Below are 22848 nucleotides of genomic sequence, written 5' to 3' on the forward strand. Positions count from 1 at the left end.
ATCTTTGCTCTAGGATATCTTCCTTTTAAATAATGATTTATTGAATAGTACCTGTATTTAAGTCTTTGAACGGAAGTCAATTTTTTATTATCAAATTCCCTTTTCCTTTTTTAATCTTGAACCATCTGATCTATACAATATATATACATAACATATATACAACACTATAAACAGACAGACAAAACTGTACTACTTTTTAGTTGATATGTAATTCTTTCAAAGATCGTTTTGCAACCCAACCTTCGTCCTGATTGCGGGTGCAAAAGTAGTGCTCTAAAACATAGAATCCAAATATTATGGAGACTATTTTTAAGAAAAAAACAAACTATTTTAAATCAATGCTGAATATCTGATAGTTACAGAATGAAAAAAAACTACTTTAAAAAAACGACCTGATACCTTGAAAATTCTCCTGTACCATATATATAACGATAAATTAATGAAAAAAACCGAGCGGTTGATATTTGATGTAACTTTGCTGTAAATAGATGAACGTTAAATAGAATTATGAATGTAGAGATTATTACGATCGGTGACGAGTTACTGATTGGTCAGGTAGTGGATACAAACTCTGCCTGGATGGGACAGCAATTGGAAAGCGAAGGCTTCCGGGTAATTTGGAAAACAGCTGTTGGTGATGTTGAAGAGGATATGGTAACAGCGATAGATGACGCTATGAGCCGGGCGCAAATAGTATTAATAACCGGTGGCATCGGTCCTACTAAAGACGATATAACCCGCAAGACGCTTTGCAAGTATTTCGACAGCGGATTACATTTTTCTGATGAAGTATACCAAAACATTGAAGAGATATTCAACCGAAACGGACGAGTTATGAATGAGCTCACCCGCAATCAGGCAATGGTGCCCGATAAGGCAATAGTCATACAAAATCGCGCCGGTACGGCTCCTTCTACCTGGTTTGAGAGAAACGGGAAAATACTTGTTTCTATGCCCGGAGTGCCTTACGAAATGAAATGGTTGATTTCAAATGAAGTTCTCCCCCGCTTAAAAAAGCAGTTCAAGCAAGATATACATATACTACACCACACTATATGGGTGAATGGGTTCACAGAATCGATGCTGGCCATTCATCTTGAAGAATTCGAAAATGCGCTGCCTGCGAATGTAAAACTGGCTTATTTGCCGCAACCGGGATTAATCCGCCTTCGTTTAACGATCCATGCAAATTCGGAAATCGAAGCAAAAAACATGCTGAACAACCAGCAACGAAAGATGCGCGAATTATTGCAGGGACACATATTAACAGAAGAAGACAAGGCACCGGACGAATTGATCGGTGCGATTCTGAAAGAAAAACAGTTAACTGTGGGGACAGCAGAAAGTTGCACCGGAGGGCGTATCGCAAGTATCATAACCTCCACACCCGGTTGTTCCACCTATTTTTCAGGAAGCATTGTCTCATATAGTAATACGGTGAAGGAAAATCTATTGGGTGTACACCCTGAGGATATAAAAAAACACGGTGCGGTTAGTCGCGAAGTAGTAGAACAAATGGCGTTGGGTGCTATAAAACAACTTGGGTGCGACTGCTCTGTGGCAACTTCAGGCATTGCAGGACCCGATGGTGGAACACCGGATAAGCCCGTAGGAACAGTCTGGATTGCTGCGGCCATCGGCTCCGAAGTAGTATCCGAGTGTTATCGATTCAGTTCTATCCGCGAACAGAATATACTGCGCTCTTCAAACATGGCGCTGCTCATGCTGCTTAATCTGCTAAAGAAACAGGATCCTCAGGACAAAGTTTGTCGGTAAACAAAACACCTTGCAAATGATCAAATTCATGCTGGAAGATTACACCTACAAAATTATCCTGTCGGCTGTATCCTTCCAGCCTTTCTTTTATTCGAACACCTTGTTCATTTGTATATTCTACATCAATCCAAGGGTAACGGATTGAATTTCCCGACACGCCGGGTATAGATAAACACCCGTCGCCTTCAAAACAGATTGTTTCCTTCGGATGATTAACGATCCGAGGATTAATGGCTACCTCTACCGGTTCTCCCTCTTTATCGATGCGAACAAATAAAAACAAGTTGCGGTTAATCCCTACCTGAGGAGCAGCGATTCCTACGCCTTGTTCTTCTATTAAAGTAACCTTAAGGCGATTGATAAAATGCTTTAAAACCAACTCATCACTCAGGTTTAAGTCTTCACTCTTTGTTCTGAGTATTTTCAATTCTTCAGGGACGGACACTTTCAACACCTGAAATGGCGTGTGTTCATCAAATTTCCCTATAAATTCTAACTCTTTCTTTTCCATAATACGTTTTGTTCCACAAGATGCTAAAAAGCTCCCTATACATAAAAGTATCAAAATTCTTATGATTGCATTCATTAATCATCTATTTAATAGACGAAGATACAATAAAATCCCTATTTTTGTTTTTCTCATTATCACTTTAATACTTAAAAGGCTATGATTAGATTCAGAACAAATTTCCTTATTGTAAGAGATATTGAAGCTCACGATCTTGATATATTACTGGGATTTTACACACAGAAAGCCAATATGCGATTTATTTCAGATGGCAAATACGACTGGACGCGCCCTGAACTGGAAGCAAAATATCAAAAAATAAACAAGGATTATGCATTGGGGTTTGGTGCTTTTGTCGTTGAATTGGCAAGTACCGGAGAAGTAATTGGCGAAGCCGCTTTGTTTAATTCATTTAATGAACCGCAGATATTAGAGATCGGATATATAATCGATTCTCCTTTCTGGCGTAAGGGTTATGGCAGGGAAGTATGTCAGGGGTTGATTGACTATGGATTTAAGGAACTCGGAGTGAAACGCCTGGTAGCCCGGATGTATGCCGATAATACTGCATCTGTGATGTTAAGCGAAATCTGTGATATGACGCACACCAACACGGGCAGAGCGGAAAATGGCAAGGTAGTGTTCAGATATGAAATAAACAACCCGAACTACCAATCGCGTATCTGATCAATTATTTTTTAAGGAAGCAGGTTTTAAGCACAATACTGCTTCCGTCAATTTTACAATCCACTTCTTCGGGGTTCTCGGTAAGACGAATACTCCTTACTTTTGTTCCTCTTTTAATAACCATTGAGGAGCCTTTTACTTTCAGGTCTTTAATTACCGTAACAGCGTCACCGTCTGCCAGTTCAGCACCATTACTGTCACGAGCCACATCATTTGCCCCGGTTTGTTCTTCACCCTCTGCCCATTCATGATTACAGTCCGGACAAACATTAATTACTCCATCAAAATACGTATTGTCCATCTCGCATTTCGGACAATTTGCAACTTCACTCATTTCGTTTAATTATATAAATAATTGCGCAAAGGTAATACATAAAAAAACAATTCCCAGTGAAACGAGAAAAGATGGCTGATTAACAGGGCAGTGTGGGGGATTTTACAAACAGGCAAATCCCCAACGCAAGTGTCACACAGGAAGAGCCATACACCTACATATCTTCTTCTTTATTATCGTAACCACAGTTACCGTAACCGTCATTACGATAAAGCAAATCTAAGTTTTCAACGCATACCCGCTTTCTTAAATACAGAAAAAAGCAAAAACGGGGTGTTATTTTGGGGAAGAACGGGTAGCGTTTTTCATTTTTTCGGGTCATCATTGCGACAGATTCAGGAATCATCCGTAACTTGCATCCCGTTATGAAGGAGAAGTGCGTAAGGTTTATGAGATTTACGTTACCCGTATTATTTATTTTATATACGGGAATGATCGTTTCGTTTACGCACGTACATATTATTAATGGCGTAACCATCGTACACTCCCACCCGTACGATAAAAAACCTGCCGATCATGAACATACCGGCACGGAACTACAGTTACTCCATCAACTTTCCACCATACAACAAGCGGGTTCCTGTTCTTTTGATTATGTTGTTAACTCGTTCTACACTTACGAAACAACACTGAACGCGAAACCTGCGCTTCATACCCCTATTTCTTCACTAAGTAAAGCAACCCGGCTGCGGGCCCCTCCTGCTTTAGGTTGACATAACACGGACTAAGAAGAATCTTTGGCTCGAAGCCAACCATCGACGGCAGTTTTTTAACATTTCGGTTTTAGGACTAAACAAGGGTGCGATTGTGATCGCATACTTTATCTTTTAAAAAATATCCTTTATTTTTCGAAAGATATCCTTTATTTTTCCAAAAATAACCTTTATGTTTTCTGCTTGATTTAACGATTGATTTTCAACGACTTATATCAGTGCTGCATGGAGGGTTGTTTTAACTCTTTTTTAACACAAATAGTCAAAAAAAGCACCGTTATTCTTCTTGCTCCTTACGTTATTTTAGCACTTTTTTCGTGTGATTATATCAAAAAAAACAGCTTAATAATTAATTGTAAACTCAATATGAACAAGTATATTTTCATGTTTATCGGCTTGTGTCTGATGCTGACACAGGCAAATGCCGTAGAACCTCAAAAGAGAGGTACAGACGCCAGTATTATCGGTCATATCTTAGATAAAAAAACGAAAGAACATATCCCTTATATTAATGTATATCTGAAGGGAACCACCATAGGTACAACAACCGATGCTTCGGGGCATTATTTTCTGAAGGATCTTCCGGAGGGTAAATTCACTGTAGAGGCCAAGTTTATCGGTTACAAGCCCGAGCAGCAGGAGGTGGTTATTGAGAAAGGTAAAACGCTTGAAATAAATTTCGAGCTGGAAGAGGATAATATATCGCTGAACGAGGTGGTTGTTTCGGCAAACCGTAATGAAACGGAAAGACGAATGGCGCCAACTTTGGTTAGTATACTCGACACAAAGACTTTTGCCCGTACAAACGCAACTACACTTTCGCAAGGACTGAATTTTCAACCTGGACTTCGTGTTGAGAATAACTGTCAGAACTGTGGCTTCACACAGGTGAGAATGAATGGATTGGATGGACCGTATTCGCAGATATTGATTGACTCCCGCCCTATTTTCAGCGCGCTGACTGGCGTTTACGGACTGGATCAGATCCCGGCGAATATGATCGAGCGTATAGAAATCATACGGGGAGGCGGGTCTGCTTTATTCGGCTCTTCGGCTATTGCCGGAACAATTAATGTAATCACGAAGGAGCCTTTAAGGAATTCGGCCGAATTGGCGCATACGATCACCGCGATAAACGGAACAAATGATTTCGAGAATAACACGAGCTTTAACGCGTCGTTGGTTTCCGACAACCAGAAGATGGGTATCATGGCTTTCGGACAGAAAAGGGAAAGAAGTGATTATGATCATGATGGCGATGGTTTTTCCGAATTACCTAAATTACAGAACCGAACGCTTGGTTTCCGGTCTTATTATAAAACCGGTACTTATTCAAAGATAAACTTAGAGTATCATAACATGCATGAGTTTCGCCGTGGCGGAGATCGGATGAAAAACGAACCTCACGATGCTTATATTACAGAACAAGTGGAGTCGAATATCGACGGAGGGGGTATTAGTTACAACATGACTTCGCCCGATCTGAAACATCGCGTCAATCTATATACTTCAGCACAATTAACCAATCGCAAAAGTTATTATGGCGGCGGACAGCCTGTTTCCGTAATTCTGGCAAGCGGCATGACGGAAGAAGAAAAACTCGCGGCAATAGACGGACGTTTAAATTCATACGGAACAACTAAGGGAGTTACTTATATTGTAGGAGGACAGTATGCTTATGAGTTCGACGAACTGTTATTCATGCCTGCCACGTTAACTTCCGGACTGGAGTATAATAACGACAGATTGGAAGATCGTAGCGGATATCGCGCGGAGGCCATTGATCAGAAAATAAATATCAAAAGCGCCTTCCTGCAAAATGAGTGGAAAAACGCGCGTTGGAGTTTCCTTGTCGGAGCTCGTTTGGATAAACACAGCCTGATGAAAAATGCGATTGTAAGTCCGCGGGGGAATGTTCGCTTTAACCCCACTAAAGATATCAATATACGTGTAAGCTACGGACAAGGTTTCCGCGCTCCGCAGCTTTTTGACGAAGATCTGCATGTTGATCTGGCCGGTGGTGGTCATATTATCTCTGTAAGGGATCCTAACCTGAAGGAAGAAAGATCACACAGCATCAGCACATCGGTAGACTGGTACCATCAGTTCGGTGCTACCGAGGTTAATTTCCTTGTTGAAGGATTTCATACAACACTAAAGAACCCGTTTACACCTGTTTCTGAAGAGCAGCCCGACGGAACAACAATCAAGCATATCGTTAATGCTTCCGGTGCTAAGGTTTACGGCGTGAACATGGAAGGGCGCGCGGCTTACAACACACTCGTAGAGCTACAAATAGGGGCAACTATTCAAAAAAGCCGTTACGACCAAGCCCGTAAATGGTCTGACGATGACACCGATGAGGTTGCTGCCGAAAGAAGAATGATGCGCACGCCGGATGTATATGGCTACTTTGTGGCAACGTTAACTCCGCTCAAGGCTTTCAGCACCTCATTATCCGGAAACTATACCGGTTCAATGCGTGTGCCTCACGAAGCCGGCGTAATTGAGAAAAACCGCACGGAAAATTCTCCTTCATTTTTTGAATTCGGTTTGAAAGTGGCTTATGAAATTCCGCTTTACCGGGGTTCAATACTTGAAATAAACGGAGGTGTACGTAACCTGTTCAATGAATTCCAAAAGGATTTCGACAAAGGTCCTAACAGGGCATCCAGTTATATATACGGCCCTTCTATGCCAAGAAATTTCTATGCCGGAGTAAAAATGAGCTTTTAAGAGGGAAGCCTAAATACAAAAAAACAATTACCTTTGAACCAATGCTCGCAATAGTGCGACATTGGTTCTTTTTAATTTACCGGCTTATGGAAAAAACACTCGTTATCTTAAAACCCGGATGTATTTCCCGGGGATTAATTGGGGAAATTGTTTCCCGCTTTGAGAAAAAAGGGCTACGCCTGGCAGGTATGAAAATGATTCAGCTAAATGATGCTGTTCTAAATGAACATTACGCTCATTTGAAGGACAAATCTTTTTTTACACGAATTAAAAACGGCATGATGGTTACTCCCGTCGTTGTTTGTTGCTGGGAAGGGATTGACGTAATACGCGTGGTACACGACATGGCCGGAAAAACCAATGGACGGGATGCTATACCCGGAACTATACGAGGAGATTATAGCGTGAGTGTTCAGGAGAACATCGTACATACTTCAGATTCGCCCGAAGCCGCCGAAAAAGAGATCAAGCGCTTCTTTCTTGAATCCGAATTGTATGCTTACCAACTCCCCTACCTCCACAGTCTATATTGTAGCGACGAATTGGAATAGAAACATAAAATTTACAATTAATTTTAAAGAATATGCATAATTGGTTTGAATGTAAGGTTACTTATGAGAAAGTGCTTGAGAATGGAATGCAAAAGAAAGTAACCGAACCCTATTTGGTGGATGCCTTATCGTTTACAGAAGCGGAAGCGCGGATTATTGAAGAAATTCGTCCTTTTATCTCAGGTGAGTTTACCGTTACCGGAATTAAAAGAGCGCGTCTTTCGGAATTATTTTTTAATGAAAACGGAGATCGTTTTTACCGTATCAAAGTATATTTCGTTACATTAGACGAAAAGAGCGGTGCCGAAAAGAAAACGGCTGCTCAGATGTTGGCACAGGCTTCTACCTTGAAAGAGGCAATAGCCGTGTTGGAAGACGGAATGAAAGGAACAATGGCCGATTATATAATCGCATCGGTGGCAGAAACCATGTTGATTGATGTTTATCCTTATTCCGCGGAAACAAAAGCACCTAAATCTCCCGAAGAGTTAATTGCCGAACAAAGACAATGAGCATCAGCGAAAACATAAACTTCTTTAAGCAAACGCTACCCGCGAATGTATCGCTTGTTGCCGTATCAAAATTCCATCCGGTTAATGACCTGATGGAAGCGTACAAGGCAGGACAGCGTATATTCGGGGAAAGCAGGGCACAGGAACTCGTACAAAAAAAACAGGCCTTGCCAAATGATATCGAATGGCATTTTATCGGACAGTTACAGAGTAATAAAGTAAAAGATATTGCGCCGTTTATCCATACAATACACAGTATCGATTCGTTGAAGCTTATTGAAGAGGTAGAAAAACAGGCGGCCAAACACGATCGTACGATCCGGATCCTGCTGGAGATCCATATTGCTCAGGAAGAAACAAAGGCAGGATTCTCCCCCGGCGAATGCAGGGATTTACTATCCTCCTTATCACCGGAAAATTATCCGCACGTGCAATTCGGTGGATTAATGACTATGGCTACCAACACGGATGACACGGAGCAAATACGAAAAGAATTTCGTATGCTAAAATCCTTATACGACGACTTAAAAAGAACTTATCTCACTGATCCACACTTCAATGTGTTATCCATGGGCATGAGTTCGGATTACGAAATAGCGATAAGCGAAGGAAGTAATATGATAAGGGTAGGCAGCACTATATTCGGAATAAGAGAGTAAAGAACGGTTTTTATCTTAGTTTATGAATGAACATAGACATAGGATGGAATATTTATCTATTTTTGTGTAGTTAAACCAAATTAAATCGGACATGATTGATATATCTACGGAATACGCAGGACTTAAACTTCGAAATCCTATTGTTGTAAGTAGTTCAGGTCTTACGAACAATGCTGTTAGAAATAAAGAATTAGAAAAAGCTGGTGCGGGAGCCATTGTTTTAAAATCTCTTTTCGAAGAACAGATTGAAATGCAGAGTGCTTCTCTCATGCAGGAATCAGACTTTCCGGAAGCTTCCGACTATATTCGCGGATACATTAAAGCGAATCAGCTTAACACCTACATCGAGCTCGTTAAAAAAAGCAAGGAGCTTTGCACTGTTCCAATTATTGCAAGTATCAATTGTTATAAGGCAGATATCTGGACTGAATTCGCACATCAAATACAAGAAGCAGGAGCTGATGCGATTGAGCTCAATGTTTTTTCTTTAGAAACAGACCTTGTTTATCAAAACGACAAACTTCGGAATAATTATGTTTCTATCCTCAGAAAAGTAAAAGATGCCGTTTCGATTCCGGTAATTGTTAAGCTGGGAAAGTATGTAGACAATCTTCCGGCTCTTGTGCATGCTTTGAAGCACAATGGTGCAGATGGTGTGACTCTTTTTAATCGTTTCTATCAACCGGACATTGACATTAACTCGATGCAAATTGTTTCAGGCAATGTGTTCAGTAGTCACGCCGATTTAAGCGACACGCTACGATGGACAGCTATTATTTCCGGTAAAATTCCGGGTATTGACATCGCTTCTTCTACAGGAATACACGATTGGGAAGACGTGGTTAAATGCCTTTTATCGGGAGCTACAACCGTGCAATTGTGCAGTTCAATCTATAATCAGGGAAGTGAGGTTATATCACAAGTTATTACCTGCCTGGAAGAATGGATGCAACAGACTCAATACAAAAACCTCGAAGAATTCAGAGGTAAATTAAGTTATGCTAATATTGCTGATCCGGGTATGTATGAACGTGCTCAATTTATGAAATACTTTTCAAACCGAGATTAAACAGTCCAAAAGGATATAAAAATCATAATCAAACCGGATAAGCGCAAGTTATTCTTGAACGCTTATTCGGTTTTTTTTCCGAATAAAACAATATTCCTGAAATTATATTTTCCAAAAGATATAATATATACAAGAAACTTTATATCTTTGTCTGATAATAGTAAATTAACTACATAAAAATAATTGATAATGAAATATTTAATAGTAGGAGGAGTTGCAGGTGGAGCAACTGTTGCAGCGAGATTAAGACGATTAAACGAAAACGCCAACATCATTTTATTCGAACGTGGCCAATACGTGTCCTATGCTAATTGTGGATTACCTTATTATATAGGAGGTACAATTACGGAACGGGATAAACTATTTGTACAAACAGCAGAAGGCTTTACCGAACGTTTTAATATTGATATTCGCACGGAGCAAGAAGTTCTATCGGTTAACCCTGAGCTTAAGGAAGTTCTTGTACGGGAACTGACTACAGGCAAAGAATACGTAGAGAGTTACGACAAACTAATCCTGTCGCCCGGAGCTGCTCCTATAAAACCTCCTATCGAAGGTATTAATAGCGACAAAATATTTACACTTCGCACCGTACCGGATACTGATCGTATTAAAAATTACACCAATAAAGCAAAACCCCGTAAAGCATTGGTTGTAGGAGCCGGCTTTATCGGTCTTGAAATGGTTGAAAACTTACACGCGCTTAATATAGAAGTAACTGTAGTTGAAAAAGCGAATCAGGTAATGGCTCCGCTCGATTATTCCATGGCTGCGATCGTACATCAGCACTTGAGAGAAAAGGGCGTAAATCTTTTATTGGAAGATGGGGTTTCTAAGTTTGAAGAAACTGAGAAAGGTATAACAACTTCTCTGGAAAGCGGTAAACGTATCGAGGCTGATATGGTTATCCTTAGCATTGGCGTTAGGCCGGAAATCAAATTGGCTAAGGAAGCGGGCTTAACTATCGGTTCATTAGGTGGTATTGCTGTTGATGAATACATGCAGACTTCCAATCCTGATATTTACGCGTTGGGAGATGCTGTTGAAGTAAAACATTTAGTCACAGGAAAGCCGGCATTGATTCCGCTTGCAGGCCCTGCGAACAAGCAAGGTCGTATTGTTGCCGACAATATTGTATATGGCAATAAACAGATATACGCAGGAAGTATCGGTACATCTATAGCCAAAGTATTTGATCTGACAGTTACCGCTGCCGGAGCAAATGCCAAGCTGCTGAAAAGAGAATCGATTGCTTACATCTCTTCATACACACACTCGGCTTCGCATGCCGGATATTATCCCGGTTCTATCCCGCTCAGTATAAAGATAATATTCAGTCCGAACGACGGGCGTTTACTTGGTGCCCAGGCTGTGGGTGTAGACGGTGTAGACAAGCGTATGGAAATGCTGGCTCAGGTTATCCGAAACGGAGGAAATATAAGCGATCTGATTTCTATAGAGCAAGCGTATGCCCCGCCCTACTCTTCTGCAAAAGATCCGGTTAATATGGCGGGATTTGTTGCGGATAATATCTTAACACAAAAAGTAAGAACTATTCACTGGAGAGAAACGTTAGCGGTGCCGTCATCTACCTTGTTTGTCGATGTCAGAACTCAGATGGAATACAGTTTAGGCACTATTCCCGGAGCTGTAAATATTCCTGTTGATGAATTACGCGGAAGATTGAACGAACTGCCCAAAGACAAAGACATTGTTTTATTCTGTGCCGTAGGTTTGAGAGGATATCTCGCCTGGAGGATATTAGCGCAAAACGGTTATTCAAAGATCAGCAATCTGTCCGGAGGGTATAAAACATGGAGCATAGCAACTGCCAAAGGAGAAGAACAGAATCTTCCGCCGGTAAGCACACCGACTTCCGAGGATGGACAAGTAGAGAAACTCCCGACAATCAATATTGATGCCTGCGGAATGCAATGCCCCGGTCCGGTTATGCAACTGAAGAAGCACTACGCCAATCTGAAATCAGGCGAACAACTTAGCATTTCAGCAAGTGATCCGGGCTTTGGCAAAGACGTTGCCTCCTGGTGCAATATGGTAGGTGCTCATTTAGCGTCTTTGGATAATAAAAACGGAATAATACGTGCGGTTATCGAACATCGCGATGTTTGTCCTGTTACAAAGCAAACCGGCGGAGAGAACAAAACATTTATTGTTTTCAGTGATGATTTAGATAAGGCTTTAGCCTCTTTTGTGCTGGCAAACGGTGCTGCTTCAACCGGAAAGAAAGTAACCATGTTCTTTACCTTCTGGGGACTGAATGTAATTAAGAAGAGACAAAAACCGGCTGTACAAAAAGACTTGTTCGGCAAAATGTTTAGCTGGATGCTCCCGGCTCATAGCGGCAAACTCTCGCTTTCTAAAATGAACATGGCAGGAGCAGGAAGCAAAATGATGCGACTGATTATGAAGCGTAAGAATATCGAAAGTCTGGAATCGCTTATGGCAATGGCCATTGAAAACGGTGTGGAAATGATTGCCTGCACCATGAGTATGGATGTAATGGGTGTTAACAGAGAAGAGTTGATTGATCATGCTACACTTGGCGGCGTTGCCAGTTATATGGAAAGAGCGGAAGAGTCAAATGTAAATCTGTTTATATAACTATATTATAACGAAAATATATTAGTATATGCTTGAATAAATGCACTCAAAAGATTAGTTTTGTCTCAAAAATCACACGTTAAACGATTATCAACAAACATATTACAGAAATCGTTATCGTATAATGAACAATATCAAATCATTAATAACATGAGAATGAGACATCTTACCATGAGTGCATTTATTGTATTGCTTTCTTTTGCATCATGCAACAAGAAACAATACGACTATCCTTTCCGCAATCCGGATCTTCCTATTGAAGAACGAGTAGACAACCTTTTAAGCCTGCTTACTACCGAAGAGAAGATAGCCCAGATGATGAATACAACACCGGCTATCGAGCGATTAGGCATTCCTGAATACGATTGGTGGAACGAAGCGCTGCACGGAGTGGCACGTGCCGGAAAAGCAACCGTTTTCCCACAAGCTATCGGTATGGCGGCTACCTTTGACGATGAGGCATTGCTGCAAACGTTTACCATGGTAAGCGATGAGGCACGCGCTAAATATCATCAATATCAGAAAGACGAAGAATACGATCGCTATAAAGGATTAACGTTCTGGACTCCAAACATCAACATTTTCCGTGATCCCAGATGGGGACGAGGTATGGAAACGTACGGGGAAGATCCTTATCTGACCGAACGAATGGGAATTGCCGTGGTAAAAGGTTTACAGGGCGACGATCCCAATTACTTTAAAACGCACGCCTGTGCCAAACACTACGCTATTCATAGCGGTCCGGAGTGGAACAGACATGAATACAACGCGGTAAGCACACCGCGCGATCTTTGGGAAACCTATCTGCCTGCATTCGAGGCATTAGTAAAGAAAGCAAATGTACAGGAAGTAATGTGTGCCTACAATCGTTTCGAGGGAACGCCTTGTTGCTCGAGCGATAAGTTGTTAGTTCAAATTCTACGTAATGATTGGGGGTTTGAGGATATTATTTTATCAGACTGTGGCGCGATTGATGACTTTTGGCGTAAAGATAAGAATACACCTCGCCACGAAACTCATGCCGATGCGGCAAGTGCCTCGGCCGACGCTGTTCGCAATGGTACGGATCTGGAATGCGGAGGTAGCTACCGTGCTTTGAAGGAAGCGATCGACAGTGGTATTATTACTGAAGCCGAACTGGACGTTTCCCTTCGTCGCCTATTTCGTGCCCGTATTGAATTGGGAATGTTCGACCCCGATGAGCGCGTTCCTTTTTCCAAAATTCCTTACAGTGTAGTTGAAAGTCCGAAACACGTGAATCAGGCATTGGAAATGGCTCGTAAAAGTATCGTTCTGCTAAAGAACCAGAACAATACACTTCCGCTAAACAAGGAAATTAAAAAAATAGCGGTTGTAGGACCTAATGCGGCAGATTCTACCATGTTGTGGGCAAACTACAATGGATTTCCGTCTCATACGGTAACGGTTCTTGACGGTATCCGCAAGAAAGCACCTAATGCTGAAGTGATCTACGAATTAGGTTGCGATCACACAAACAGCACCATCTTAACAGATTACAGCTCGTTTGTTACATCAAGTGCCGGAGCCGGTTTCTCGGCGCAATTTTTTAACAACCCGGACTTCGAAGGTACGCCTGCTTATGAAGGTTTGGTTAAGAATCTGCATTACACCACAGGAGGAAACACACAGTTTGCGCCTAACGTAGACCTGATTAACTTCTCCGCTCGCTTTACCGGCGAATTTATTTCACCGGTTTCGGGCGAAGTAGAATTTCACCTGTCCGGAAATGACGCTTATCGTCTGCTTATCAACGGAGAAAAAGTGGCGGAAATGTGGGAAAGCGAATACACCAACGGACGAAAATATGTACTGAAAGCGGAACAAGGCAAGCCCTATTCTCTCGTAATTGAATATATGCAACGCCTCGGTAGCGCAGACCTGAATTTCGATTTCGGAATAAGGGAAGCTGTCAACTTCAAGCAAACGGCAGACCGTGTGAAAGATGCCGACGTGATTCTGTTCGTTGGAGGTATCTCTCCCCGTCTTGAAGGCGAAGAAATGCCTGTAGACGCCGAAGGGTTCAGAAAAGGCGACCGCACAAACATCGAGATACCTAAAGTACAACGTGAAATGGTACAGGCTTTGAAAGCAACAGGCAAGCCGGTTGTTTACATTGTATGTACAGGAAGTGCGTTAGCACTGAATTGGGAGGATCAAAATCTGGATGCTATCCTCAACGCATGGTATGGCGGACAGGAAGGTGGAACAGCTGTAGCTGATGTATTATTTGGCGACTACAATCCGGCCGGACGCCTGCCGGTTACGTTCTACAAATCGGCAGATCAGTTGCCCGACTTTGAAGATTACAGCATGAAGGGGCGCACCTATCGTTACATGACGCAAACACCTCTTTATCCATTTGGATACGGATTAAGCTATACCACCTTCAGCTATTCAGACGCTCAACTATCCAAAAGTACGATTGGAAAAGAAGAAGGAGTTACCATTTCTTTTGACATAACCAATACCGGAAAAGCAGATGGCGACGAAGTTGCACAGGTTTATATCAAAAACCCGAACGATCCGCAGTCTCCATTAAAAACGCTACGCGCATTCAAACGCGTAAACATAAAGACCGGAGCAGCGCAAAAGGTTACCTTGGAACTTGATAAAAAAGCGTTCCACTCATTCAATGACGCTACACAAGCTTTCGAAACCCGTCCGGGTAAATATCAGGTTCTTTACGGCAGCTCATCGCTGGATAAAGATTTGAAGACGGTTGAAGTTACCATCCAGTAAACCTACTAAACCAATATATATCAGAAGAGGCGATTCCAACCAGAAATCGCCTCTTTTTTTATGCTATACTTCCCCCCCTTCAGAAGCCTTAAAACATGCATCCTTTATTTTTCAAAAAATATCCTTTATTTTTTCAAAAATAACCTTTATGTAAAAAAATATAACCTTTATGTTTTTTGGGGGATATTTTATCTAAGAATTAACACCTATAAATATACAATATTTTTGCTATTAGTTCCTTATTATTCAGATTATTCGGATTCTTTGAATATATTTACCGGATGAACTATTAATAAAAACCGTATAGACAAGCAGACTTTGATGATAAAACGTCAGTTAACACATTATTTAGAATCAATTAAAGTTATGGCATCCGGCATGCCCTTACAACGTTTAATTATTATATTAAGTCTGGTTATCGGTACACTTTCCGGACTATCTGCCGTTTTATTGAAAAACATGGTTTTTAGTTTTAGTGAGTTTCTGAAAAACAGCCTGGATATTCACTCCGTCAATCTTATTTATTTTGCTTTTCCACTGCTTGGACTTTCACTCACTTACGTTTTTGTGCGCTATATCCTAAAAGAAAAGAAACTACAGGGGATCACCCGTATTCTACATGCTATCTCGACCAAGAAAAGCAAATTAAAGAAAGCCGACACGCTCTCTCCGGTTTTAGGCGCGACACTAACCGTTGGAGCTGGTGGATCGGTGGGGTTAGAGTCTCCTATTGTATTGAGTGGATCGGCTATCGGATCTAATCTGGGACAATTTTTCAACCTGAACTATAAAACGACCACCCTTCTGGTTGGTTGTGGGGCAGCCGGAGCAACCGCAGGTATATTCTCTGCACCTGTTACCGCAGTACTGTTCGCGCTGGAAATACTGATGATCGATCTCACCACATGGTCAATCATACCGCTACTGATCTCGGCCGTTGCCGGAACAGCTATATCCTGGTTGCTGCTAAGAAGCGGTGCCGCTTTCGATTTTACGATTATGGATCCCTTGGTTATCTCCGATTTACCCTACTTTGTTCTTTTGGGGATTTTTGCCGGTTTTATCTCTGTCTATTTCGCACGCGGAACGAAGAAGATTGAATACTGGATGGAACTTTCCAGTCTGATCGATTGGTATTACGACAGCAAGAAAAAGAAATTTACCGTGAGGAGGACAAGAAACAAAAAATGGGCTTCCGTTCGGAGGTTATTGATTGGCGGCGTTATACTCGGAACCTTGATTTTCATTTTCCCACCGCTTTACGGAGAAGGCTACGACGCACTGAATATGATACTGACCGACCGGTCTCATGAACTGGCAAACAGTAGTTTATTTTACAACAGTTCGCACGACAATATCGCTTATCTTATTCTATTTCTTTCGTTGGTAATGATAGTAAAGGTTATTGCCATGGCAGTAACCACAGGAAGTGGTGGTGTAGGTGGTATTTTTGCCCCTTCTTTGTTCATGGGTGGGCTTAGCGGCTATATACTGGCATTCTTATTCAACCTATTCCCCTTTTGCAATGTAAGCAGCAAAAATTTTGTGATGGCAGGAATGGCAGGCGTTCTTTCGGGCGTTCTGCACGCCCCGTTAACGGCTGTTTTCCTCATTATTGAAACAACTGGAGGGCATGGATTATTCCTTCCCATCAGTCTTTCGTCTGCTTTTGGTTTCGTTATTTCCAAATACCTTGAGCCGCATACGATTTACACCGACCGTTTGGCAAAACGTGGGGAGCTGATTACGCACAACAAAGATCAGGCGGTACTGGTGCTGCTACAAACAAACGATCTGATTGAAAAAGATTTCACCGTGCTTCGCATAGATCAAACTTTGGGAGATCTCGTTTCCCGTTTTCCGGATTCAAAGCGTAATATATATCCGATAGTTGACGAAAACGAAATTTTTAAAGGAATCATTCAGCTGGACGATATCAGACATCTTGTTTTCCGATCCGAATTCTATGATACAATTAAAATTAAAGACCTGGTTCAGCCCTGCGAAAGCATACCAACCTACTCACGTATGGAGCAGGTAATGGATATGTTTGAGACTTCCGGCAAATGGAATCTGCCAATCACCAACAACGACAAGTATATAGGTTTCTTTTCCCGTTCCCGTGTTTTTTCTGCTTATCGTAACAAGTTAAAAGGCTTCTATGAATAGTCCTTTTTCTACTGTTGCCTTATATCAGAAAGGAACATCCCTCCATTTTCCGCCTATCAATTCTCTGGTAGAACGAATTCCGTATTCCTTTAGCAGGTCATAGCCGGTCTCTCTCCCATCATTTACAAGATTAGGAAAATGACAATCGGAATTCACCATTACGGGGATTTTCAATTCCTTTATTAACGGGAAAAACATAGCATGAGGGTAAGTGTGTTGTTTACGCGATACGTTTTTCGTATTAATCTCTATCATCAGACCTTTTTCTGAAATCAGATGCAAGTAGTCATTAACCAACTTAGTGTACCACTTCTCTTCCATCGAAAAGCCGGAACATCTATGTCCGTTCATATACACTTTGTCCATGTGCCCTACAATATCAATTCCTCCGGCTTCAACCATCGACATAGACGATTGGTAGTAGCTTTTCACAAGCTGCTTCACATCCCCTCCAAAATGTATCTTTACCGCCTTTTCGAATTCATCAAACGAGCCATCTATAGTTGCCATATTTTCCTCGGCCATACCGGGCAAAACGGGTATATAGTGAACAGATCCTATTCGGTAATCGAGCTGTAAATCACGGAAGTAAGGGATTGACGGATTATAGGTCTCGTCTAAATAATCGATCTCCAAGGCGAGATATAATTCGATTCTGCCTTTATATTTTTCTTTCAGATAAGTAATGTGATCTAAGTAGATAGGCAAATCAGCGGCAGTCATGTTCCAGTTTGTTTCAAAAGGTAAGGGGGCATGAGATGAAAAACCGTAAGCCTTAAAACCGGCAGAAAGGGCAAACTTCACAAAGTCTTCGGGTGTGCCGCGTCCGTCACAAAACAGACTATGGCTATGATAATTGCTTAAATACATAATTCATTTTAGTTGTTACATCAAATAAAAAGGGTAACCGGCAGAAATGTTCTGTCAATTACCCTTTTTTATGAGTATTCCGGTACTTATTTTATAACATTAAGTTCTTTACCCACCTTGATAAACGCGGCGATCGCTTTATCCAGATGTTCGCGCTCATGTCCGGCAGAAAGCTGCACACGGATTCGCGCCTGATCTTTCGGTACTACCGGATAGTAGAAGCCGGTTACATAGATACCTTCTTGCTGCATCCGGGCGGCGAAATCCTGCGATAATTTAGCATCATAAAGCATCACGGCACAGATAGCCGATTGAGTGGGTTTAATGTCAAAACCCGCTGCCAACATTTTATCACGAAAATAGCTTACGTTATCCACTAATTTCGTATGCAGTCCGTCCGACTCATTGAGTATCTTAAACATCTCCAGACTTGCTCCGACAATAGCAGGAGCCAAAGAGTTAGAGAACAGATAAGGACGAGAGCGTTGACGCAACATAGAGATGATTTCTTTCTTTCCGGTTGTAAATCCACCCATAGCTCCACCAAAAGCCTTTCCGAGTGTACCGGTATAAATATCGATCTTATCGTGACAATTAAATTGTTCGGCAACTCCGCGTCCGGTTTTACCAACTACGCCTGCCGAGTGAGATTCGTCTACCATTACCAACGCGTCATATTTTTCGGCTAAAGCGCATATCTTATCCATAGGAGCCACATTCCCATCCATAGAGAACACACCGTCGGTGGCAATTATACGGAAACGTTGTGCTTGTGCTTCTTTCAGGCAGCGTTCAAGATCATCCATATCGGCATTAGCATACCGATAGCGTTTTGCCTTACATAGTCTTACTCCATCAATAATGGAAGCGTGGTTCAGCGCATCGGAAATAATAGCATCATCCGCACCCAGCAAAGGTTCGAATAATCCGCCGTTCGCATCAAAACAAGCAGCATAGAGGATCGTATCTTCAGTCTTGAAATAAGCAGACACAGCCGCTTCCAGTTGTTTGTGTAAATCTTGTGTTCCACAGATAAACCGCACAGAAGACATCCCGTATCCGTGTGAATCCATAGCATCTTTAGCTGCCTGAATAAGGCGTTTATTGTCTGACAAACCCAAATAGTTGTTAGCACAAAAGTTCAGTACTTCATTGGTGTGGTTCACCTGAATAGCAGCTCTTTGCGGCGTTGTAATAATACGCTCTTCCTTGAATAATCCGGCCTCTCTGATACCATTCAGTTCGGTCTGAAGGAAGTCTTTAAATTTTCCGTACATAAGTGATTGTCTTTTTTTGGTTTAGTATAATAATTTCGCGTCACTAAAATCTATTTATTTTCACATACAAAGGTGACATTTTTTATTTATTCTCCATACCTTTGTTCCGAAAAAACTAAAAACACAAAAACAAAAAGCTTAATGAAGAATGTATTAGTGATCGGTGCAACCGGCCAGATTGGTTCAGAATTGACTTTGGAATTACGCAAGCGTTATAGCGGCAATATCGTTGCAGGCTATATTCCCGGTGCGGAACCTCAAGGTGAGTTATTAGAATCAGGACCATCTGCTTTGGTTGACATAACCAATGATCAACAAATCGCCGAAACTGTGTCGAAATATAATATCGACACTATTTACAATCTTGCAGCCTTGTTATCAGCAGTAGCCGAATCCAAGCCTCAGTTAGCCTGGAAGATCGGTATGGGTGGTCTGTTCAATGTATTGGAAGTTGCCCGTGAGAAAAACTGTGCGGTTTTTACACCCAGTTCTATCGGTGTATTCGGGAATAATACGCCTAAAGACAAAACGCCTCAAGACACGATCCGCAATCCACGTACCATGTACGGTGTAACGAAAGTGTCCGGCGAATTACTCAGCGACTACTACTTTATCCGTTTTGGTGTAGACACTCGTTCGGTTCGTTTTCCTGGATTGATTTCTTACGTTACCCCTCCGGGTGGCGGAACAACTGATTATGCCGTGGATATTTATTACGAAGCGGTAAAAGGTAACAAGTTTGTTTGCCCGATCGCGGCAGGTACATTTATGGATATGATGTATATGCCTGACGCGCTCCATGCTGCAATTCAGATCATGGAAGCCGACCCTACACGCCTGAAACACCGCAACTCGTTCAATATCGCTGCTATGAGCTTCGATCCTGAAATCATTGCCGGCAATATCCGTAAATACATCCCTGACTTTAAAATGGAATATGATGTAGATCCATTACGCCAGGCGATCGCGGAATCATGGCCAAACTCACTCGACGACACATGTGCACGTGAAGAATGGGATTGGGAACCGCATTACACACTGGATATGATGACGCAAGACATGCTTGCCAAATTGAAAGCCAGATTGAATAAATAAGATAAAGAAGAATGCCCAACTCAACCGGAGGGCATTTTTCTTTTATTTACATAGTCTTAAAAACTCATCTTTATAACTCGGCGATATTTCTATTTCCGTATTGTCTTCGAGTACTACATAACCGCCCGAACTTTTATGATAGGATTTCACTTTATAGAAATTAATGATATGTGATTTATGCACCCGCACAAACGGAAAGGGTAATATTTCATTAAAGTATTTCAGGAAGCGGCAAACCATCTTCTTTTGTTTATCCACAAGATAAATATCCGTAAAATTTCCGTTTCCCTGTAAGCGGATAATGTCTTCCATCCGGATCACTTCAAATCCTTCCAACGTAGGCAATATAACCTGGCGCCGCTCCGGATGTTCTTCTTTCAGATTTTCAACCAATATACGGTTCCTGTTAAACAATTCTTTGTTATATATATGCTGTTGCACTTTATTTACGGCAAGAATAAGTTCTTCTATACTAACAGGCTTCAGCAGGTAATACGCCGCGCTCTGATTTAACGCTCGAAGCGAATATTCCGAGAAAGCGGTAACAAAAATCGTTTCGAAGTACATATCACGACAACCTTCCAACACATCAAAGGCATTACCGAAAGGCATCTCTACATCCAAAAACACCAGTTGCGGTTCCAACTGGTGCAACAATGGAATGGCCGTTTTACAATCTCCGGCCTCTCCTATCACTTCTACCTGCGGACAGTATTTCGACAGATAACCTTTTAGGGCTTCGCGGGCCGCTTGTTCATCTTCGACAATTACACTTGTAATTTTTTGTATCGTATTCATCGCATAACCGGTCTTATGGGAAAACATAATGTAACGACTACACCCGTATCAGGTGCTTTCTTCTCTTCGATATTCAATTCGATATGAGCTTTATACAGGCTATTCAGTAAGCATACGCGTTCGTGTGTATTTGTCATTCCCCGTGACGAATGTGTTTTTTGATGCTTGGTTTTTAACAAAGCACTTTGAGTAAGTCCTATACCATCGTCATCAACGCGTATGCAAAGCTTTCCTTCCTTTTGCTGAACCGACAGCAGCAGAGTGCCTTTCGATTCCCGATAACGCAATCCATGCCAGATCGCGTTTTCCAGATAAGGCTGTACAAGCATGTTTGGCACAGCAACAGATTCCGCGTCAATCGAGTCATCCAGTTCGATACGGTAGACAAATTTATCCTGAAAACGCATCTGTTCCAGATCAAGGTATTCTTTCAATTGCTCTAATTCGGTAGATAGCGGCGTAAAATCTTTATTCGAATTTTGCATCATATTACGCATCAGTCGTGAATAAGAAGAAAGGTATTTATTCGCCTCTAATTCATTATTCTGAGCAATATATTGATTCACACTGTTCAGGCTATTGAATATAAAATGGGGATTCATCTCACGGCGAAGTGACTGAAGCGCAATACGCTTGTTCTTTTTCTTAATAGAAAAAAGAGAACGTATGATCAGAAAGAGAGAGATCAGAATAAAAACCACAAATACAGTCAATACATTATTAAATAAACTTTGCTTACTGATCAGTTCATCCTTCAACAGCCGCTCTTTTTCCAACTGCTCGATACGCTGTTCGTGTTCTTCAAAGAAGCGACTATCGATCAACGTCGAATCCTGCCTTACCAATGTATCGAGTTTTACCAAAAAGTCAGTATAAACAGCTAATGCTTTACGAGGATTGTTCTCTTTTGTGTAAAGATCGGCCAATAGTTCCGCGTTTTTCTTTGCCTCCATTGTGTTGCCTTCCTGAATTGCCAATTCGTAAGCCTTTTCTAAAGGAACGATGCCCTTTTCATATTGTTGATCCGCGGTATAAACATTCGCTATTTCGCGTTGAATTTTCATTGCTTGCATCGGTTTGTCTTTCACCTCATCCAGTACAACTTCCAGATTTTCCACTGCTTCTTCTTTTTTATTCATCGCTACATTGGCTGCGGCCATTTGCCGCATAGCGTTAATCTTGTCGGATTGTAACTCCTGTCCTCTCGACAAATCAATATTTTGTTGAATATATGAAGCCTGGGCAACCGGGTTTTCTCTATTTATCAACCGGTTGGCATCATTTGTATTCAACAATCTCACTTCAGGAGATTCGGCTAATTCTCCTGCTTTATTGTAACTGAATATAGCCTCATTGATCTTATTTTGTGCTTCCTGCGCGCGCGCTATCTGACGTTCTATCTCTACTAATTTTTCTTTATTTTTGGTTCGTTCATAGATTTGTTTGGCGCTTTTTAAATAAGCTTCCGCTTTATCGTATTCTTCTTTGTCGTACAACTCCAAAGCCAGTTTAATATAATTGCCGGCTACTAACGTATCGATCACTACTTCCTGATCCAAAGATTCGGACAAGTCTTTTGCCGCCTTCTGCAAGCTGCTCTTTGACTTGGACTGCCGTTTCTCCAAAACAGAATTCTGTCCGTAAATAAGAACGGAGCAAAAGACCATGAATAATATATAAATGTATCTCATCGTGTATTCTTTTATTCTGAG

Annotated in this window: 18 protein-coding genes; 12 read left to right on the forward strand and 6 right to left on the reverse strand. The window is 41.5% G+C overall.

The window, feature by feature from the left end:
• The first annotated feature begins 507 nt into the window (after nucleotides 1–507).
• Entirely contained in the window at nucleotides 508–1776 is a 1269-nt protein-coding gene (locus tag B9Y81_RS02910; RefSeq protein WP_085535518.1) for a competence/damage-inducible protein A, read from the forward strand.
• Here B9Y81_RS02910 and def read toward each other — a convergent pair.
• On the reverse strand, nucleotides 1730–2287 hold the full coding sequence (gene def / locus B9Y81_RS02915; protein ID WP_245832388.1) for a peptide deformylase: 558 nt from the start codon (nucleotides 2285–2287) through the stop codon (nucleotides 1730–1732). The genes B9Y81_RS02910 and def overlap by 47 nt on opposite strands.
• Nucleotides 2288–2443: 156 nt before the next feature.
• On the opposite strand from def, the gene B9Y81_RS02920 reads away from it, so the two are divergent.
• On the forward strand, nucleotides 2444–2971 hold the full coding sequence (locus B9Y81_RS02920; RefSeq protein WP_085535520.1) for a GNAT family N-acetyltransferase: 528 nt from the start codon (nucleotides 2444–2446) through the stop codon (nucleotides 2969–2971).
• Between the two features lie 4 nt (nucleotides 2972–2975).
• Here the strand turns inward: B9Y81_RS02920 and B9Y81_RS02925 are convergent, their stop codons facing one another.
• Nucleotides 2976–3305: a zinc ribbon domain-containing protein YjdM gene (locus tag B9Y81_RS02925; RefSeq protein ID WP_085535521.1), complete on the reverse strand. Its 330-nt coding sequence runs from the start codon at nucleotides 3303–3305 to the stop codon at nucleotides 2976–2978.
• A gap of 389 nt (nucleotides 3306–3694) precedes the next feature.
• On the opposite strand from B9Y81_RS02925, the gene B9Y81_RS02935 reads away from it, so the two are divergent.
• From B9Y81_RS02935 to B9Y81_RS02980, 9 genes are all read left to right on the forward strand, one after another.
• Nucleotides 3695–4018 carry a hypothetical protein gene (locus B9Y81_RS02935; RefSeq protein ID WP_085535523.1) on the forward strand — a complete coding sequence of 108 codons (324 nt, stop codon included), beginning with the start codon at nucleotides 3695–3697 and terminating at the stop codon, nucleotides 4016–4018.
• 366 nt (nucleotides 4019–4384) lie between these two features.
• The gene (locus B9Y81_RS02940; RefSeq protein WP_085535524.1) at nucleotides 4385–6754 is read left to right on the forward strand and encodes a TonB-dependent receptor; all 2370 of its coding nucleotides are present in this window, start codon (nucleotides 4385–4387) and stop codon (nucleotides 6752–6754) included.
• 86 nt (nucleotides 6755–6840) lie between these two features.
• Nucleotides 6841–7305, forward strand: coding sequence for a nucleoside-diphosphate kinase (ndk, locus tag B9Y81_RS02945; RefSeq protein WP_085535980.1), 465 nt, complete (start codon nucleotides 6841–6843; stop codon nucleotides 7303–7305).
• Between the two features lie 32 nt (nucleotides 7306–7337).
• Complete coding sequence (locus tag B9Y81_RS02950) at nucleotides 7338–7817, forward strand: DUF4494 domain-containing protein (RefSeq protein ID WP_085535525.1); 480 nt, start codon at nucleotides 7338–7340, stop codon at nucleotides 7815–7817.
• Nucleotides 7814–8476, forward strand: a complete 663-nt coding sequence (locus tag B9Y81_RS02955; RefSeq protein WP_085535526.1) for a YggS family pyridoxal phosphate-dependent enzyme — start codon at nucleotides 7814–7816, stop codon at nucleotides 8474–8476. The genes B9Y81_RS02950 and B9Y81_RS02955 overlap by 4 nt, the downstream gene beginning before the upstream one ends.
• A gap of 91 nt (nucleotides 8477–8567) precedes the next feature.
• Entirely contained in the window at nucleotides 8568–9545 is a 978-nt protein-coding gene (locus B9Y81_RS02960) for a dihydroorotate dehydrogenase-like protein (RefSeq protein ID WP_085535527.1), read from the forward strand.
• Nucleotides 9546–9734: 189 nt separating this feature from the next.
• Nucleotides 9735–12167 (forward strand): FAD-dependent oxidoreductase, encoded by a 2433-nt coding sequence (locus B9Y81_RS02965; RefSeq protein ID WP_085535528.1) that lies wholly within the window; start codon nucleotides 9735–9737, stop codon nucleotides 12165–12167.
• Between the two features lie 150 nt (nucleotides 12168–12317).
• Nucleotides 12318–14927, forward strand: a complete 2610-nt coding sequence (xyl3A, locus tag B9Y81_RS02970; RefSeq protein WP_085535529.1) for a xylan 1,4-beta-xylosidase — start codon at nucleotides 12318–12320, stop codon at nucleotides 14925–14927.
• Between the two features lie 321 nt (nucleotides 14928–15248).
• The gene (locus B9Y81_RS02980; RefSeq protein WP_085535531.1) at nucleotides 15249–17096 is read left to right on the forward strand and encodes a chloride channel protein; all 1848 of its coding nucleotides are present in this window, start codon (nucleotides 15249–15251) and stop codon (nucleotides 17094–17096) included.
• A 24-nt stretch (nucleotides 17097–17120) separates the two neighbouring features.
• On the opposite strand, the gene B9Y81_RS02985 is transcribed toward B9Y81_RS02980, so the two are convergent.
• Nucleotides 17121–17966, reverse strand: coding sequence for a histidinol-phosphatase (locus B9Y81_RS02985; protein WP_085535532.1), 846 nt, complete (start codon nucleotides 17964–17966; stop codon nucleotides 17121–17123).
• An 86-nt stretch (nucleotides 17967–18052) separates the two neighbouring features.
• Nucleotides 18053–19243: a glycine C-acetyltransferase gene (gene kbl, locus B9Y81_RS02990; RefSeq protein WP_085535533.1), complete on the reverse strand. Its 1191-nt coding sequence runs from the start codon at nucleotides 19241–19243 to the stop codon at nucleotides 18053–18055.
• Nucleotides 19244–19384: 141 nt separating this feature from the next.
• Here kbl and B9Y81_RS02995 point away from each other — a divergent pair, with 141 nt between their 5' ends.
• Nucleotides 19385–20338, forward strand: coding sequence for an NAD-dependent epimerase/dehydratase family protein (locus B9Y81_RS02995; protein ID WP_085535534.1), 954 nt, complete (start codon nucleotides 19385–19387; stop codon nucleotides 20336–20338).
• Nucleotides 20339–20380: 42 nt separating this feature from the next.
• Here the strand turns inward: B9Y81_RS02995 and B9Y81_RS03000 are convergent, their stop codons facing one another.
• Nucleotides 20381–21136 (reverse strand): LytR/AlgR family response regulator transcription factor, encoded by a 756-nt coding sequence (locus B9Y81_RS03000; protein WP_085535981.1) that lies wholly within the window; start codon nucleotides 21134–21136, stop codon nucleotides 20381–20383.
• Nucleotides 21133–22827, reverse strand: coding sequence for a tetratricopeptide repeat-containing sensor histidine kinase (locus tag B9Y81_RS03005; RefSeq protein WP_085535535.1), 1695 nt, complete (start codon nucleotides 22825–22827; stop codon nucleotides 21133–21135). Before B9Y81_RS03005 ends, B9Y81_RS03000 begins: the two co-directional genes overlap by 4 nt.
• Nucleotides 22828–22848 lie beyond the last annotated feature (21 nt).

The sequence above is a fragment of the Massilibacteroides vaginae genome (genome assembly GCF_900178525.1).
GTDB classification, from domain to species: Bacteria; Bacteroidota; Bacteroidia; order Bacteroidales; family Tannerellaceae; genus Massilibacteroides; species Massilibacteroides vaginae.

What these genes read in the sequence shown, in the direction of transcription:
- B9Y81_RS02910 (WP_085535518.1), top strand. Translation starts at nt 508, where the DNA reads ATGAATGTAGAGATTATTACGATCGGTGACGAGTTACTGATTGGTCAG.
- def (WP_245832388.1), bottom strand. Translation starts at nt 2,287, where the DNA reads ATGGAAAAGAAAGAGTTAGAATTTATAGGGAAATTTGATGAACACACG.
- B9Y81_RS02920 (WP_085535520.1), top strand. Translation starts at nt 2,444, where the DNA reads ATGATTAGATTCAGAACAAATTTCCTTATTGTAAGAGATATTGAAGCT.
- B9Y81_RS02925 (WP_085535521.1), bottom strand. Translation starts at nt 3,305, where the DNA reads ATGAGTGAAGTTGCAAATTGTCCGAAATGCGAGATGGACAATACGTAT.
- B9Y81_RS02935 (WP_085535523.1), top strand. Translation starts at nt 3,695, where the DNA reads ATGAGATTTACGTTACCCGTATTATTTATTTTATATACGGGAATGATC.
- B9Y81_RS02940 (WP_085535524.1), top strand. Translation starts at nt 4,385, where the DNA reads ATGAACAAGTATATTTTCATGTTTATCGGCTTGTGTCTGATGCTGACA.
- ndk (WP_085535980.1), top strand. Translation starts at nt 6,841, where the DNA reads ATGGAAAAAACACTCGTTATCTTAAAACCCGGATGTATTTCCCGGGGA.
- B9Y81_RS02950 (WP_085535525.1), top strand. Translation starts at nt 7,338, where the DNA reads ATGCATAATTGGTTTGAATGTAAGGTTACTTATGAGAAAGTGCTTGAG.
- B9Y81_RS02955 (WP_085535526.1), top strand. Translation starts at nt 7,814, where the DNA reads ATGAGCATCAGCGAAAACATAAACTTCTTTAAGCAAACGCTACCCGCG.
- B9Y81_RS02960 (WP_085535527.1), top strand. Translation starts at nt 8,568, where the DNA reads ATGATTGATATATCTACGGAATACGCAGGACTTAAACTTCGAAATCCT.
- B9Y81_RS02965 (WP_085535528.1), top strand. Translation starts at nt 9,735, where the DNA reads ATGAAATATTTAATAGTAGGAGGAGTTGCAGGTGGAGCAACTGTTGCA.
- xyl3A (WP_085535529.1), top strand. Translation starts at nt 12,318, where the DNA reads ATGAGAATGAGACATCTTACCATGAGTGCATTTATTGTATTGCTTTCT.
- B9Y81_RS02980 (WP_085535531.1), top strand. Translation starts at nt 15,249, where the DNA reads ATGATAAAACGTCAGTTAACACATTATTTAGAATCAATTAAAGTTATG.
- B9Y81_RS02985 (WP_085535532.1), bottom strand. Translation starts at nt 17,966, where the DNA reads ATGTATTTAAGCAATTATCATAGCCATAGTCTGTTTTGTGACGGACGC.
- kbl (WP_085535533.1), bottom strand. Translation starts at nt 19,243, where the DNA reads ATGTACGGAAAATTTAAAGACTTCCTTCAGACCGAACTGAATGGTATC.
- B9Y81_RS02995 (WP_085535534.1), top strand. Translation starts at nt 19,385, where the DNA reads ATGAAGAATGTATTAGTGATCGGTGCAACCGGCCAGATTGGTTCAGAA.
- B9Y81_RS03000 (WP_085535981.1), bottom strand. Translation starts at nt 21,136, where the DNA reads ATGAATACGATACAAAAAATTACAAGTGTAATTGTCGAAGATGAACAA.
- B9Y81_RS03005 (WP_085535535.1), bottom strand. Translation starts at nt 22,827, where the DNA reads ATGAGATACATTTATATATTATTCATGGTCTTTTGCTCCGTTCTTATT.